Here is a 13517-nt window from a genome sequence, read left to right as displayed (position 1 = left end):
ACCACACCCTCCCCTCCTTCTACGCCGCCGCCGACGCCTTCGCCATGCCCTGCCGCAGCCGCAGACGCGGCCTGGAGGTGGAGGGCTTGGGCATTGTCTACCTGGAGGCCGCCGCGTCCGGACTCCCCGTCCTGGCAGGCGACTCGGGCGGCGCCCCCGACGCGGTACGCGACGGCGAGACCGGCCACGTCGTCGACGGCCACTCGGTGGCGGCGACGGCAGACCGTCTGACCAGACTCCTCCGCAACCTTGAACTCGCGCACGAGATGGGCGAGAAGGGCCGCCACTGGGTCCAAACGGAATGGACCTGGGACCGCTCCTACGCAACTCTGGCGGGGCTGCTCCATTCAGCGGGAGTAGCAGGGTGAGTGAGCGCAAGCCGTACCCAAGCGACTTGTCCGATGAACGTTGGGCGCTGATCGAGCCGATGATCACGGCCTGGAAACAGGACCGGGTGGGGCGGTCGGCGACCGGCGACCCCGGGGCCTGTGATCTCCGGGAGATCGTGAACGCGATCTTCTACCAGAACCGGACGGGATGTCAGTGGCGCTATCTGCCCCATGATCTCCCCACCTGGTCAGCGGTGTTCTACTACTTCACGCTGTGGCGCCAGGACGGGCTCGACCAGCGGATCCAGGAACTCCTGCGCTGCCAGGTCAGGGAGAGGGCCCGGCGATTGGAGGACCCGTCCCTGGTGGTCATCGACACCCAGTCCGTGCGTGCGGCCGCGGGTGTCCCGAAAACCACGACGGGACTGGACGCGAACAAGAAGACGCCGGGGCGCAAACGGGGACTGGCCGTCGACGTGCTGGGGCTGATCATCGGCGTCGTCGTCCTGGCCGCATCGGCTCACGACAACACCGCCGGAACGGCCCTGCTCGACCAGGCGGCCGAGCGGTGCGGGACGCGCCTGGAGAAAGCACTGGTGGACCAGGGCTTCAAGGACGAGGGCATCATCCACGGCGCACTGCTGGACATCACCGTCGAGGTCGTCCGCCGCAACCCGGATGAGAAAGGCAAGGGCTTCGTCCCACAGCCGAAGCGGTGGGTGGTCGAGCAGGTCAACGGCACGTTGATGCTGCACCGGCGTCTGGCCCGCGAATACGACCACCGGCCCGACAACGCCGCCTCGCGCGTCTACTGGGCCTCCACCGCGAACATGACCCGCCGCCTCACCACGCCCACTCCATCCTGGCGCGACACCCTCCAGGCGGCCGCGTGAACATCACCGAACTCCTCACCAACCTCCAGGCCCGCCATGTCGCGGCCAACACCCGGACCGACGAACTACGCGACCAGATCGCGCACCTCACCGCGGCTCTTGCCGAGGCCGAAACGCGTCTCGTGGACCTGGACACCACGTGGAAGGTCATCGCCGAACTCACCCCGCCGGAGAACGCACCGGCTCCGCCCGAGTCGACCACCGCCTACCAGGCCATCGTGGGCGCCTTCAACCAGCACCCCGACCAGGTATTCCGAGTCCGCGAACTACACGACCTCCTCGGCATGCCCACCGACGACCCGGCCCTGAACGTCACGCGTAGCCGCCTCGGACGCCTCACCCGGCAAGGCTTCCTCACCCAACCCGGACGAGGCCGCTACCAGAAACGGACTTAACGCCCTCTGAATGTTCAGGAGAAATGACGTCACTGCATGCCCTGCCCGCTGCCTGTGACAGCCTGCGGCGCTCCTTAGCGCCCAGGAGGCATGCGTTCCACGCACCACGCCGAAAAGCACCGAGCGTCGCTCGGTGCTCGGTTTCACCCCACTGGCACGCATCAGGCAGCAGGCGGGGGCGGGGCACCCCGTTTGGTCGCAAGCCGGAGGCCGGGGCAGGCTGGTTGCTATGGGTGACGCACCGATCGTTGTGCACCGGCCGTCTGCGTCGGGCGGCCGACGGGTGAGCGTGCACCCGAACCTCAACGACATCCAGGTCGTGCTCGGCAGCGCACTGGGCGAGGGCGGCGCGGAGACTTCCCGCAGCAGCAACATCGGGGTACAGCTCGGGATCGGGTTGGAGCGGCTGCCGGGACGGGCCAGGTTGTTGAGGCACCCCGACATGATCACTTCTGTTAAGAACCGGCGGTGGGCCGTCGACTTCGATACCCCGAAGCACGGTGGCAACGCCCGCCAGGCACATCCACTGACCAGGACATAGATGATCGCGGCGAACAGCGTCCCATCAGGCGTGTCCCGCGTCCCGCCGCCCTGCGGACGCACCTTCGACGGCGGGATCAGCGGCTCCGCGATCTCCCACAGCCCGTCCGGAACAATCCAACTCCAAGTACCCCGCCCCATACCGCGTCCAACGAACCAGCACCACATAGGACACCGTCTTAGACGGTGTCCTACATGGTGAGTTGGTCGTTGGGTTTGTTATGGGGAGTGGGCGGTGGGGATGGATTGTTCCGGACGGGCTGTGGGAACTCGCGGAGCCGTTGTTGCCGGCTGCTCGGGTGCGGCCGCAAGGCGGTGGGGTCGCGAACATCGATGACGAGGCGGTCTTCGCCGCGATCATCTACGTCCTGGTCAGCGGCTGTGCCTGGCGGGCCTTGCCTCCGTGCTTCGGGGCCTCGAAGTCGACCGTGCATCGCCGGTTCGTCATCTGGTCTCGTGCGGGAGTCTGGGGCCGGCTGCACCAGGAGGTTCTCCGACTCCTGGACGAAAGGGACCTGGTCGACCTGTCGCGCACGGTTCTCGACTCTGCCCATGTCCGCGCTAAAAAGGGGGCGAACTTGCAGGTCCGAGCCCCGTGGATCGGGGTAAGGCCGGTTCCAAGATGCATGTCCTGTCCGATGCGGACGGACTGCCCCTACGCGTCGGACTCTCCGCGGCCAACACCCACGACAGCCAGGCACTGAAACCGATGCTGTCCCACTTCCACATGGGACACGAATCCCACGCAGCCGAATCGAAGCCCCAACGCCTGCACGCAGACAAGGCATACGACGTCCCTCACCTGCGGCGATGGTTATGGGGCAAGCACATTGGAGTCCGGATCGCCCGCAAGGGAGTCGAGTCCAGCGAACGGCTGGGGCGCCGCCGATGGGTCATCGAGCGGACCATGTCATGGCTGACCGGGTACCGCAGACTCAACCACCGCTACGAGCAACACCCGGGCAACTACCTGGCATTTCTTGGGCTGGCAGCCGCCATCTGCTGCTACAAACGCTTCCGCAACCTCACCATGTAGGACACGGTCTTAGGTCCCGTCTCTCCGATTACGCTGGCAGCCCGGGAATTCAGCGCGGTGGGGTCCTGGAGGCATTGCTTCCAGGACCCCACGCAATCAGCGTAGATCGCGGCCCGGGTTCGAGATCCTGAACTTGACTACGTTCTCCCCCGACACTGGCCGGTTCGGCGTTCCTTCGCGCCGCCCGGCAGTGTCTGGACGCCGCCGAGCGCGCGGCCGCCGAGGTCGCCGCGGCCGTCGGTGAGGTGCGCGGACGGCTCGCCGTGGGCCTGATCCCCAGCGTCGCTGCGGTCGACATCCCGAGCGTTCTGCGCGACTTCCACCGGCAGTACCCGGACGTGCGCATCAGCCTGCGCGTGGGCGCGAGCGAGGAACTCGTCGAGCAGGTCAAGGAAGGGGCCCTCGAAGTGGCCTTCCTCGGGCTGTCGACCACCGCGCGACTCGAAGGTGTCGACGCGCGTGAACTCGCCCGTGACCTGCTCGTCGCCGTGGTCGCGCCGGACCACCCCCTTGCCGAGGAACCGACCGTCGACCTTCGCAGGCTTTCTGCAGAGGTGTTCGTGGACCTGCCAGCCAATACAGCCGGACGTGCCCAGTCCGACCAGGCCTTCTCGGCCGCCGGTCTCAGCCGCGACGTCGCTTTCGAGGTGACCAACGCGGACTTCCTGGCCCGCCTGGTCGGGCAGGGGCTGGGCATCGCTATGCTCCCCTCCGCGTACGCGTCTAAGCTCAACGGCGTTACCGCCATTGAGGTCACTGACGCGCCGGCCCGCGTCGAATATGTCATCTGCAACCGCGTCAGCCGCACGCCCGCGGCGACCGCCTTCCTTGCCATTCTTGACATCCCCGCCATGCCCGGCTCGAAATGAAACCCTGCTGCTGTTTCACTTGGCGGCGATGGCGTCCATAGGAGAACCTAACTTCTGGTTGATGCGTCCCGCCCTTGCCGCATTCAGAGCTGGGGCTCTTGTGCTGGGCTCACGGTGCGATTTCGAAGTGGACTTCGGGGGTCGGGCACTGCTCGGCGAGGTCGGGCGGCTCGGCCTGTTCCTGCGCGTCGGCGGTCAGGTCCCAGCAGAGCTTGGTTGCGGTCCATTCCGCGGCGTATTGCTCACCCCCAGGGTGGTGCGGTTCACCGCAGAAACGACGCCCCCGCTTGTCTGCGACGAGCAGACACGACGGGCCCGCAGGCATCAGCGTGCGTGGAGGGGAGGTGAGGCCTGCGACGTCGAGCTCGGTTCGCAGAGCGCGGACGCGGTCTTCGACGGCAAGGTTGCCAGCGTCGCAGGCCGTCGCGGTGGGCCGGCCGCGCCGGCAGATTTCCCGCGCGACCGCCGGAAATGTTTGCGATAGGGGCCGGGAAGGAGTCAGAGTCGGGAGGGGGACAGGAGGTGACCGTGACCGTCCTCGCGATACTTCTTCTTATCATCGGGACAATCTTGATCCTGCTTGGGACGGTCCTGGTCGTCGTCGGGGCAATCGTGATCCTCATGGGGATTGCCCTGATCGCCATTGCGGCCTTCCTGCTGATCCGGAGAGTACTGAGGCGCCGACAGTAGAAACGGCGAGGCCGAGGCGGGTGTCTGCGCGTTCGGGCCGGGCGGCGGCCGCGGTGTGGCCTGCGCCGAGGGCGAGGCCAGAGAAGCGGGACCGGATCAGGCCCAACGCGTCGAGCTGCCGTTGACGCCTGGCTAGGCCACGGTTTCTGTGATGAGGACGGCGGTGGTGACCGGCCCCGTGCTGTCGGTGGTGGCTGCGTCGCCTACGGCGTCCCGGACGGCGCGGGCGACCTCCAGCGGGTGGTGTCCGGGGGCGACCGCGAGCTGGATCTGGATGTGGCGGCCGGGTGGATCGTCATGGTCCTCCACCTTGACCGGGCGGCTTCCCAGCACGGCGGTGAGGCGGGCGACACCCGGAAGACCCGTCGCGACGTCCGCCAGCTCCCCGACAGGCCCCCGCGTGGATCTTGTTCCGGGCGCTGGGCGCGAGCTTCGCGTGGCTGCGGCTTCCGGCGCGGCCCTCATGGCTCTCGCCGCGGCCCGCGACTTCACGCCTGTCTCCGGGCCCTCATACAGATCCGTGACGCGCAGGTCAGCTGTTACGGCGGCCAGGCCGAGCCGTTCAGCGGCCGTGTTGAGCAGTGCGTTCCTCAACTGTTCGGCGGTCTCATCCAGCGGCTGCCCGGGGGATGCTGTGAAGGCGGCTTCGATTCTGAGCGGGCCCGGCGGTAGCGCGCTGGCCGGCGGACGGACGGTCGGCTCGGACACGGGCTCGAGCGGTGCCGGCCCGATGCGCAGGGTCTCCAGCCGGACACCGGGAATCTCAGCGGCCGCGAGCCCGAGGGCCCGGACGGCCGCTTGCTCGGTGATCCATGTCCCGTCGTCGGGCCCGCCGAGCGGGAGCAGCCTGCCCAGGTCGAGCTGGTGCCGTACTGCCTGCGTCCACGCCTCGGTTTTCACCGGCCTCTCACCCTCTTTCTTCCATGGCCGCGGTTCACTTCCTGGCGCACTGCGCCCGGAGTGTCCGCGAGGGCTCCGGGCAGGGGCACTCGCGCCACCTGGTTGACCACCTCCATGAACCAAAGCGAACAAAAGGTGCTAAAGAGAGTATAAAATCAGTAAAGAGTGCGAGATGTGTGCCTCAAGGGAGGAATCCCCCTGATGACTGAGAACACCGGCGCAATGCACGGGGGTGCGCCCGGTTCTCGTGGCCGGACGGCCATCGCCGATGTGGTGTTGGAGAAGATCGCCGGAATGGCGGCACGGGACGTGCGCGGTGTCTATGCCCTGGGCGGCGGATTCGCGCGCTCGATGGGCTCCATGCGGGAGCGGATGCCGGGCGCCGGGAGTGGCCAGTCCGTCACACGGGGGGTCGCTGTCGAGGTGGGAGAGGTGCAGGCGTCCATCGATTTGGAGATCGTCGTCGACTACGGCGTTGCCATCACGGATGTGGCCGGTGCGGTGCGGGAGAGCGTGATTTCCGCGGTGGAGCGGATGGCGGGTCGGGAGGTCGTGGAAGTCAACATCATGGTCAGTGATGTGAACCTGCCCGACGAGGAGGACGAAGGGGAAGAGCGGCAGCGGATCCAGTAGCCGGGGCGGTGCAGCTCGCTTGAGTGAAGGAGCGCGTGATGAGCAGGGCCATGGTGGGTTTGATGGCCGGAATGGCGCTGGGTTTCGCCGCGTATTTCGGTGGCTTCTGGGCTTTCCTGCTGGTGCTGGGGCTGGGCGTCGTCGGGCTCGTGGTCGGGCGGTTCATGGAAGGCGATCTCGAACGTGGCGACTTCGTCCGTCGCCGAGACCGGCAGGAGCGGATCCGCGATGACCGGCGACGGGTTCGATGAGACTGGCGGCAGTGACCGGTGAAGCCGCTCGGCGCCCGAACGTCCCCCGCGGGGAGCGCGGTGCGACCACAGTCGACGACCGGGTCGTTGCGAAGCTCGCCTCCCGGGTGGCGCGCGAGGCGCTGAGCCGGTTCGCCGAGTCGGCCGGCCAAGTACCACCCGGCCGCCGGACGCCGCACGTGACCACATCCGTGCGGCGGGCACCGGAGCGGAATACCGCAGGACGAGACGGCGAGTCTGCGGTCAGACGGCAGGCGGTGCTCGGCGAGGCACGGATGCACATCACCGTCGAGCTCGGATATCCGTCCGACATCGGGGCGCAGTGCGCCGCGGTGCGCCGAGAGGTCACCGAACAGCTCAGGACCTGGGCCGGCATGGACATCTCCGACCTCACAGTGTCGGTCGAGAGGCTTCACTCGATGCACTCGCGGCACACAGATCAGGAGAGGGTGAGATGAGCGCGAACACCCGGCGGCAGGCGACCGGTGACAGCAATCCATCCTCCGGTCCCGGACAGGCAGCTCCGTCCGCCGATGGCGCGGGCCAGACGGCGGCGATCGATAAATCAGGCCGGTCGGCACGCCGTTTCTGGTCAGCGCGGCGGATTACAGCAGCCGTGGTGGCCCTGCTGTCCCTCGCGGCCATCGGATTGCTCCTGTACGACGTGGTCTCGGTGCGGGCAGGCCGGTCCGCGATGCGCTGGCGACTGCGGCTCGCCGACGAACTAGCAACACGGCCGCTGGATGACATCTGGATGATCGTCGGGGCAGCAATGGCGATGGCCCTCGGCCTGTGGCTTTTCCTGCTGGCGGTGACACCGGGACTGCGCAGGCTGCTGCCCATGCGGCAGCCCACCAGTACCCCCGGGACAGGGGAGGTCCGCGCCGGGCTCGACCGCCGCGCGGCCGCCCTGGTTCTGCGCGACCGGGCCATGCAGGTACCCGGTGTCCAGTCGGCACAGGTCGCTGTCGGCCGCCGGAAGATCAAAGCCCGGGCACAGGCACATTTCCGCGATCTCGACGAGGTCCGCGCGGACCTGGACGCCACGCTGGGCGAAGCCGTGACGTTCCTGGGCCTCGCCCGGCAACCCACGCTGACCGTGCACGTCCGGCGCCCGCAGAAGGGCTGAGGCGATCCCGATGCTCAAGACGGTGAACCGGGTGCTGCTGGGGGTTTGCGGCCTTGCACTGTTCGGCCTGGGTGGCGGCGTGCTGCTGGGCGGCCTGTACCTGCAGCGCCGCTGGGACTTCGGCATGCCGGGCTGGTGGCCCTTCCACGGGCCGGACGACGTGGTGCTGGGCACCGAGAGACGCACCCGGTGGCGGGAAGAAGGCTGGCGGTGGCCGGTCGTCATCGCGGTGCTCGCCGTGCGCGTGCCCGGGTCAAGGACGGGCTGATCGTCGCGGACTTCCGGCACTACGAGTCCAGAGCCACGGAATCGAAGCCACTTCTTCACGAGCACGCGATCGTGTCGATCCGCGCCCGGCGGGCCTGACGAGAAGGGGACGTGGGGCAACCTGTCGGCGGACTTGCTGATGGCCAACATCGCTGCCGCTGACACCCTTTACACCTGGTACTTCATGGAGGAGGTGTCCGCCCGGCTCGGGTGGGCGTGGGAGCCGCGCGAGGTGACGCCCGGCCGCCCGTGATGGAGATCGCGGGCATCGATCAGCGGCTCATCGGCTGGCAGTCGACCCGCCGCCAGCAGATCGAGGACGCCATCTCCGTCCTGACGGTACGAGGAGAAGCACGGGCATGCGCCGGGGGAGCGGGCGGCCTACGCGCTGGTCTGCCAGGCCGCCGACCAGACGCGCCCGCCCAAGCGCACGGAGCTGCTGTCGCTGACCGAGCTGCGGACGCGATGGCGCACCTCAGCGAACCGGGCGTTCGGGGCCTGCACCGTCTACCGGCTGGCGGAGCGTGGTGGTCGCCGTCGTCGGCGTCAAGAGCCGCGGTCGAGGAGGCGAAGGGCGGCAAGGGAGACGTGGTGATCGCCGCTCTGGGCACCGGCCCCGTGCGCGGGAGCGGGCTGCGGATTCCGCCCCTGAAACACCGCCGCAACCGTGGTCGGCGAGGGGGGCCGACCACTCGGCTTTGACCGCGGCACCTACTGCCGCCGCAACACCGTCGAGCGCTGCTTCAACCGACCCATGGCATTCCGCGGCATCGCGACCAGGTAAGACAAAGACTGCCACTTCCTACGAAGCAGCGGTCAGTCTGGCGTCGCTCCTGATCTGGGCAAGATCGCTGCAAAGACGGACCGTTAGCCTTAGCACGCGGCTCCGAGCAGCAGCAGTGTGTGCGGCCACAGGTCGTCGAGGACAGTGGGGTCGTTCCTGAGCTTGGCGAACATGACCAGTCCTTCGAGGTGGGCGACCACGGCTCGCGCAGTGGTCGCTGTGGCTCGCTCGTGGGGGATGGTTCCCTCGTCGGCAGCGTCGTTGAGGGTGGCGGCGACGAGTGCGATCTGTTCGTCGAAGATCTCTTCCAGGCGGGCCTGCACGGCGGGCTCCTGGGTGGACAGCTCCAGTGCGAGGTTGCCGAGGAGGCAGCCGTCGACCGTCCCCGAGGTCTCCTTGGTCCGGCGCTGGAGCTGCGCCATGGTGTCCAGGAGTCGCCGCAGGCGGTCGAGGGCGGGGCCGGTGGCGGTCAGCTCGGTGGTCCAATAGCTGCGTTCGGCGTTCCAGTAGGCGTTGACGGCCTCGACCGTCAGTGCCTGCTTGGATTCGAAGAAGTGGTAGAAGCTGCCCTTCTTCACCTCTGCCTTGGCGCAGATTTCGGCAACTCCGAGGCTGCTGTAGCCGCGGCGTTGCATCAGTTCACCGGTGGCGTCGATGAGGCGGTCGCGTGCCGTGCTGGTGCGTCCCATGGGGGCGAGTATACGTCCGGTCAACTATCCGACTGGCGAGCTAGTAAATAGTTGACCGGTCGTCTAGGGTCGGGTTTGTTGCTCCGCGTACGCTTCACAGAGAACGAAGGGACATCCATGTCCGCGCCACTTTCCGTCGTTATTGCTCATCACAGCGGCTACGGCCACACGGGGCGCCAGGCCGCCGCCGTCGCGGCCGGTGTTAGTTCGGTCCCCGGCGTGTGCGCCGATCTGCGAGACGTCGCCACTCTGGACAACAGCCTCTGGGCGGCTCTTGAGGACGCTGACGCGATCATCTTCGGCTCGCCCACCTACATGGGGTCCACCTCCGCCGTCTTTCAGCGGTTCGCCGAGGCCAGCGGCACGGTATGGGCCAAGCAGGGCTGGCAGGACAAGCTCGCGGCCGGTTTCACCAACTCCGCCGGCGTCAACGGCAACAAGGACAACACCCTGCTCTCCCTGGCCGTCCTCGCCGCGCAGCACGGCATGACCTGGGTCTCGCTCGGCCTGCTCCCCGGCTGGGCCTACACCTCCACCGGCAGCCCGGACGACCTCAACCGTCTCGGCGGCTTCGTCGGCGCCATGGCCCAGTCTTCCTCCGACCTCGGCCCCGACCAAGCCCCCACCGACTCGGACCTGCGCACCGCCCACCACCTCGGCGCCCGCGTCGCCCGCACCGCGCTCCAGTTCGCCCACGGCCGCGAGGCCGCCGCCCTGGTGGTGACCGCATGAGCGGCCAGGGCCGGCTCGGCGATCTGCTGGGCATCGAGCACCCCATCGTCCAGGGCCCCTTCGGTGGCGGACTTTCCTCCGTCGCCCTCACCGCCGCGGTCAGTGAGGGCGGCGGCCTCGGATCCTACGGCGCGCACATCCTCACCCCCACCGCGATCACCGTGCTCGTCACCGAACTGAAGGCCGCCACGAACCGCCCGTTCGCCGTGAACCTCTGGGTGCCATTGGAGGGCGAGCGCTCCGCACTGCCGGACAACGCCGTATTCACCGCCCACGCCGAGCGGCTCCGTCCCTACTACGACGAACTCGATGCCGCCGCCCCCGCCTACGAGGACGTCGAAGCCTTGCCTGACTTCGACGACCAGATCGACGCCCTCCTCGCCGCCGAGCCGCCCGTCATCAGTTTCGTTATGGGCATTCCGCCTCGCCGTGTCGTCGACGAGGCGCGCCGCCGGGGCATCGCCCTGATCGGCACGGCGACGACAGTGGACGAGGCCGTCGCCCTCGACGACGCGGGCCTCGACGCGATCGTGGCCTCGGGCAGCGACGCGGGCGGGCACCGCGGGGCGTTCCTCGCGCCCGTACGGGAGTCACTGGTTGGCACCTTCTCGCTGGTGCCGCAGATCGCCGACGTCGTGACCGGGCCCGTCATCGCCGCGGGCGGCATTGCCGACGGCCGCGGCATCCGGGCAGCCCTCACCCTCGGCGCCGACGCCGTGCAGATCGGCACCGCGTTCCTCGCGACCCGGGAATCCGGCGCGAGCGACGCCCACAAGCGTCAGCTCGGGACCCCAGCGGCCCGTACGACCGTCCTCACCCGGCTCTTCTCCGGCCGCACCGCCCGCGGCATACCCAACCGGTTCGTCCGCGACATGGCGGCGTACGAGGACGCCGTGCCCCCGTACCCCATCCAGAACGCCCTGATGCAGCCCATCCGCCGGGCCGCCGCCGCCCAGGGGAGGCCGGAGTACGTGAATCTGTGGGCCGGGCAGGCGGCAGCGCTGGCTGGCGATGACCTGGATGCAAGGGAGTACCTGGCCCACTTGGTCAAGGAGCTCCCAAGTCAGGGTGTCCCCTTCGGATCACATCGCGCCCGTTGAAGAAGCCCGCGTAGTGGCGTGCGGCCAGTGCCGCCGTGATCGAGTGCCGGTGCCATGCCACCGGCACTCGATCACGACGTCGGCGCCAGGCGATCTGGTCGACCGGCTCACCGCACCGCGTACCGTGCCCGGCCATCAACCGACGTCCATGTGATCACGACGGACTCCTACGCGCTCGATGACGGCCAGAACCGCACGGCCATCGTCAAGGCGGGCTGCTGTACAACCCGAAGAAGCTCCTGGTAGACGGGCTCGCAACCAAGATCGCCCGTGTCCGCCAGGAGCAACACCGTTGCGTTTGGGCTGTGAGTCGTACGTCAAGCCCCACCCTCGACCGTCCCCTCAGCCGAAGACGATGGCATGGCCGCTGGCGATGCTCGACCGGCATGCTGCAAAGAGCTGGGCCCAGGCGAACTTCTCGGGTTCGAAGGATCGGTGCGCGGGATGTCCACCAGCTTCGCCTGCTCGGCACTGGAGAGCGTTCCGTCCTCGTCGGGATGGATGTCGATCCCCGGTGCCAGCCAAACCAGCTCGGACTGCAAACGCTGGCTGGACCCGACCATTCCGTACCCCAGGACTTCATCCTCTTCGGGCAGGAATAGCGGCTCACTTATGTCGACCGGCACGTAGTAACCCCCGTTGTCGGCATGGCAGAGCAGGTGTGACGAAGGCATGGCCAGCTCGTCATGGACATTCTCCTGGTCCCGGGCGTTCTGCTCATCGTCCACGGCGTGAGCCGGGGTGACAGCTTCCCCGCGCAGCCGCAGGACGAACGCACGGCGCAGGTGGCTCAGATAGCTGTAGGGAAAGCCTCCGGAGTAGAAAGCATCACCAGCGGGTTCCGTGCCCGGTTCGCGCCAGTCGATGCTCTGCCCGACAAGTGCCCGGCTGAGCAGGGCGAAGGCGCTTAGGCCCAATACCGCTGAATTTGACTGGTGTTGGTCCTTGGGTGTGATGTGCCAAGGCCTGGACAGGTGAAGTCGTCGGGTGAGCGGTTCTCGGACCGAATCGCTCTGGGTGTGTTGACGCGGGTGTTTCCTCCCGGGTTGGTGGATGAGGTGATCGCGGAGTGCGGACGACGGGAGCAACGTTCCCGGCTGCTGCCGGCTCGGGTGGTGGTGTACTTCGTGCTCGCGATGTGTTTGTTCTCGGGGCAGGGTCATGAGGAAGTGGCCCGGTTGCTGACGCAGGGCCTGGAGCGGGTGCGGCAGTGGGAGAAGCCGTGGCGGGTGCCGACGACGGCGGCGATCGGCAGGGCCCGGAGGCGGTTGGGGCCACAGCCGCTGAAGGTGCTGTTCGACCGGGTGTGCAGGCCGGTCGCGACGCCGGCAACAGCTGGTGCTTGGTATCGCAGGTGGCGGCTGGTCGCGGTGGACGGCACCGTCTTCGACGTCCCGGACACCGAGGCGAACAGCATGTTCTTCGGCCGTCCCGGCTCGGCGCGGGGACAGCAGCGCTGTGCGTATCCGCAGGTGAGGGTGGCCGCACTGGTGGAGTGCGGGACACATGCGGTGTTCGCCGCGGCGACCGGTCCGCTGCCGGTCCACGAACAGCACCTCATTCCCGACCTGCTGGGCCGACTCGAACCAGGCGTGCTGCTGATGGCCGACCGCGGCATCATCGGCTTCGAGCTGTGGAAGGCCGCCTCGGGCACGGGTGCGGACCTGTTGTGGCGCGTGCGCAAGAACATCGTGCGCCCGTTCCTCGAAGCCTTCGAGGACGGCTCCTACCTGTCCGAGATCGTGGCTACCGGCGACCGTGACCGCCGTGATCCGGCCAGGGTTCGCGTCATCGAATACAGCCTCGGTCGAAGCGGCGACGATACGCTCTACCGGCTGATCACGACCATCTGCGACCCGGACCAGGCGCCCGCAGACGACCTTGCGGGCCTCTACCACCAGCGGTGGGAGATCGAGAACACCCAAAACCCACCAAGGTGGCCGCCAGCTGGTCCTGCGATCGCAATACCCGGACGGCGTCGAGCAGGAAATCTACGGCTTCCTTCTCGTGCATCACGCATTGCGGGACGTCATGCATCACACCGCTCATCAAGCCGGCCTCGACCCCGACCGGCTCTCCTTCACCCGCACCCTTCGCATCGCCCGCCGCCATGTCACCGACCAGGCGGCACTTTCCCCCCTCACGACTCAGCCGAGCCCTGACTCACACCACCCGTGAGCTGCTGGAACGACTCCTCCCGCCCCGCAGGCGACGTTCCAACCCTCGCGTCGTCAAACGCAAGATGAGCAACTGGCACCTCAAACATCCCCACCACCGCAA

At 68.0% G+C, this 13517-nt stretch carries 16 protein-coding genes and 4 pseudogenes; 16 read left to right on the top strand and 4 right to left on the bottom strand.

Translation table 11 applies throughout. The features are described 5' to 3' along the window. The 4 genes from E2E34_RS22020 to E2E34_RS35550 all read left to right on the top strand — a co-directional run. The coding region (locus tag E2E34_RS22020; protein ID WP_138903643.1) for a glycosyltransferase family 4 protein at window positions 1-368 on the top strand (368 nt) is incomplete at its 5' end. After that, a complete protein-coding gene (locus E2E34_RS22015) occupies window positions 365-1222 on the top strand; it encodes an IS5 family transposase (protein WP_138903642.1) in 858 nt (285 codons plus the stop codon). The genes E2E34_RS22020 and E2E34_RS22015, both read left to right, overlap by 4 nt. Then, the gene (locus E2E34_RS22010) at window positions 1219-1617 is read left to right on the top strand and encodes a hypothetical protein (RefSeq protein ID WP_208765302.1); all 399 of its coding nucleotides are present in this window, start codon (window positions 1219-1221) and stop codon (window positions 1615-1617) included. Before E2E34_RS22015 ends, E2E34_RS22010 begins: the two co-directional genes overlap by 4 nt. Window positions 1618-1900: 283 nt before the next feature. Next, on the top strand, window positions 1901-2158 hold the full coding sequence (locus E2E34_RS35550) for a hypothetical protein (RefSeq protein WP_208765303.1): 258 nt from the start codon (window positions 1901-1903) through the stop codon (window positions 2156-2158). Here E2E34_RS35550 and E2E34_RS22005 read toward each other — a convergent pair. Further along, window positions 2074-2298, bottom strand: a pseudogene (locus E2E34_RS22005) (transposase); the annotation flags it as partial. The gene E2E34_RS35550 and the pseudogene E2E34_RS22005 sit on opposite strands and share 85 nt — an antisense overlap. A gap of 80 nt (window positions 2299-2378) precedes the next feature. Here E2E34_RS22005 and E2E34_RS22000 point away from each other — a divergent pair. From E2E34_RS22000 to E2E34_RS21990, 3 genes and pseudogenes are all read left to right on the top strand, one after another. After that, window positions 2379-3193 (top strand): IS5 family transposase gene (locus E2E34_RS22000; RefSeq protein WP_138903644.1). Its coding sequence is split into 2 segments (ribosomal slippage): window positions 2379-2721 and window positions 2721-3193, totalling 816 coding nucleotides; the frame shifts between segments, so codons are not numbered across the junction. Between the two features lie 152 nt (window positions 3194-3345). Further along, window positions 3346-4062, top strand: a pseudogene (locus tag E2E34_RS21995) (LysR substrate-binding domain-containing protein); the annotation flags it as partial. Between the two features lie 528 nt (window positions 4063-4590). Beyond that, window positions 4591-4752, top strand: coding sequence for a hypothetical protein (locus E2E34_RS21990; RefSeq protein WP_244315964.1), 162 nt, complete (start codon window positions 4591-4593; stop codon window positions 4750-4752). A 132-nt stretch (window positions 4753-4884) separates the two neighbouring features. Here E2E34_RS21990 and E2E34_RS21985 read toward each other — a convergent pair whose 3' ends face one another. Beyond that, the gene (locus tag E2E34_RS21985; RefSeq protein WP_138903639.1) at window positions 4885-5652 is read right to left on the bottom strand and encodes a hypothetical protein; all 768 of its coding nucleotides are present in this window, start codon (window positions 5650-5652) and stop codon (window positions 4885-4887) included. Window positions 5653-5853: 201 nt separating this feature from the next. Here E2E34_RS21985 and E2E34_RS21980 point away from each other — a divergent pair, with 201 nt between their 5' ends. The 6 genes and pseudogenes from E2E34_RS21980 to mobF all read left to right on the top strand — a co-directional run. Next, window positions 5854-6285 carry an Asp23/Gls24 family envelope stress response protein gene (locus tag E2E34_RS21980; RefSeq protein ID WP_138903638.1) on the top strand — a complete coding sequence of 144 codons (432 nt, stop codon included), beginning with the start codon at window positions 5854-5856 and terminating at the stop codon, window positions 6283-6285. A 38-nt stretch (window positions 6286-6323) separates the two neighbouring features. Next, window positions 6324-6536: a hypothetical protein gene (locus E2E34_RS21975; protein WP_138903637.1), complete on the top strand. Its 213-nt coding sequence runs from the start codon at window positions 6324-6326 to the stop codon at window positions 6534-6536. A gap of 11 nt (window positions 6537-6547) precedes the next feature. After that, entirely contained in the window at window positions 6548-6994 is a 447-nt protein-coding gene (locus tag E2E34_RS21970; RefSeq protein WP_138903636.1) for an Asp23/Gls24 family envelope stress response protein, read from the top strand. Then, entirely contained in the window at window positions 6991-7665 is a 675-nt protein-coding gene (locus tag E2E34_RS21965) for a DUF6286 domain-containing protein (RefSeq protein WP_138903635.1), read from the top strand. The genes E2E34_RS21970 and E2E34_RS21965 overlap by 4 nt, the downstream gene beginning before the upstream one ends. 10 nt (window positions 7666-7675) lie before the next feature. Beyond that, window positions 7676-7933 carry a hypothetical protein gene (locus E2E34_RS21960; protein WP_425573424.1) on the top strand — a complete coding sequence of 86 codons (258 nt, stop codon included), beginning with the start codon at window positions 7676-7678 and terminating at the stop codon, window positions 7931-7933. Further along, window positions 7909-8458 (top strand): annotated as a pseudogene (mobF, locus tag E2E34_RS21955) (MobF family relaxase); the annotation flags it as partial. The gene E2E34_RS21960 and the pseudogene mobF, both read left to right, overlap by 25 nt. Window positions 8459-8805: 347 nt before the next feature. Here mobF and E2E34_RS21950 read toward each other — a convergent pair. Then, window positions 8806-9405 (bottom strand): TetR/AcrR family transcriptional regulator, encoded by a 600-nt coding sequence (locus E2E34_RS21950; RefSeq protein ID WP_138903634.1) that lies wholly within the window; start codon window positions 9403-9405, stop codon window positions 8806-8808. 117 nt (window positions 9406-9522) lie between these two features. On the opposite strand from E2E34_RS21950, the gene E2E34_RS21945 reads away from it, so the two are divergent. After that, on the top strand, window positions 9523-10137 hold the full coding sequence (locus E2E34_RS21945) for a flavodoxin family protein (RefSeq protein WP_138903633.1): 615 nt from the start codon (window positions 9523-9525) through the stop codon (window positions 10135-10137). Then, window positions 10134-11237: an NAD(P)H-dependent flavin oxidoreductase gene (locus tag E2E34_RS21940; protein ID WP_138903632.1), complete on the top strand. Its 1104-nt coding sequence runs from the start codon at window positions 10134-10136 to the stop codon at window positions 11235-11237. The genes E2E34_RS21945 and E2E34_RS21940 overlap by 4 nt, the downstream gene beginning before the upstream one ends. A gap of 317 nt (window positions 11238-11554) precedes the next feature. Here the strand turns inward: E2E34_RS21940 and E2E34_RS21935 are convergent, their stop codons facing one another. Then, window positions 11555-12154: a putative DNA-mimic protein gene (locus E2E34_RS21935; protein ID WP_138903631.1), complete on the bottom strand. Its 600-nt coding sequence runs from the start codon at window positions 12152-12154 to the stop codon at window positions 11555-11557. A gap of 39 nt (window positions 12155-12193) precedes the next feature. Here E2E34_RS21935 and E2E34_RS21930 point away from each other — a divergent pair. After that, window positions 12194-13415 (top strand): annotated as a pseudogene (locus E2E34_RS21930) (IS4 family transposase). The last annotated feature ends 102 nt before the right edge of the window (window positions 13416-13517 follow it).

The organism is Streptomyces albidochromogenes, from assembly GCF_005981925.1.
Lineage (GTDB): Bacteria > Actinomycetota > Actinomycetes > Streptomycetales > Streptomycetaceae > Streptomyces > Streptomyces albidochromogenes.
The sequence above is the reverse complement of the archived record's forward strand: the minus strand, read 5'-3'. Positions and strand labels throughout refer to the sequence as shown.

Excerpts from the sequence above, each read along its gene's own strand:
- E2E34_RS21980 (WP_138903638.1), top strand. The coding sequence starts at position 5,854 with ATGACTGAGAACACCGGCGCAATGCACGGGGGTGCGCCCGGTTCTCGT.
- E2E34_RS21975 (WP_138903637.1), top strand. The coding sequence starts at position 6,324 with ATGAGCAGGGCCATGGTGGGTTTGATGGCCGGAATGGCGCTGGGTTTC.
- E2E34_RS21965 (WP_138903635.1), top strand. The coding sequence starts at position 6,991 with ATGAGCGCGAACACCCGGCGGCAGGCGACCGGTGACAGCAATCCATCC.
- E2E34_RS21960 (WP_425573424.1), top strand. The coding sequence starts at position 7,676 with ATGCTCAAGACGGTGAACCGGGTGCTGCTGGGGGTTTGCGGCCTTGCA.
- E2E34_RS21950 (WP_138903634.1), bottom strand. The coding sequence starts at position 9,405 with ATGGGACGCACCAGCACGGCACGCGACCGCCTCATCGACGCCACCGGT.
- E2E34_RS21945 (WP_138903633.1), top strand. The coding sequence starts at position 9,523 with ATGTCCGCGCCACTTTCCGTCGTTATTGCTCATCACAGCGGCTACGGC.
- E2E34_RS21940 (WP_138903632.1), top strand. The coding sequence starts at position 10,134 with ATGAGCGGCCAGGGCCGGCTCGGCGATCTGCTGGGCATCGAGCACCCC.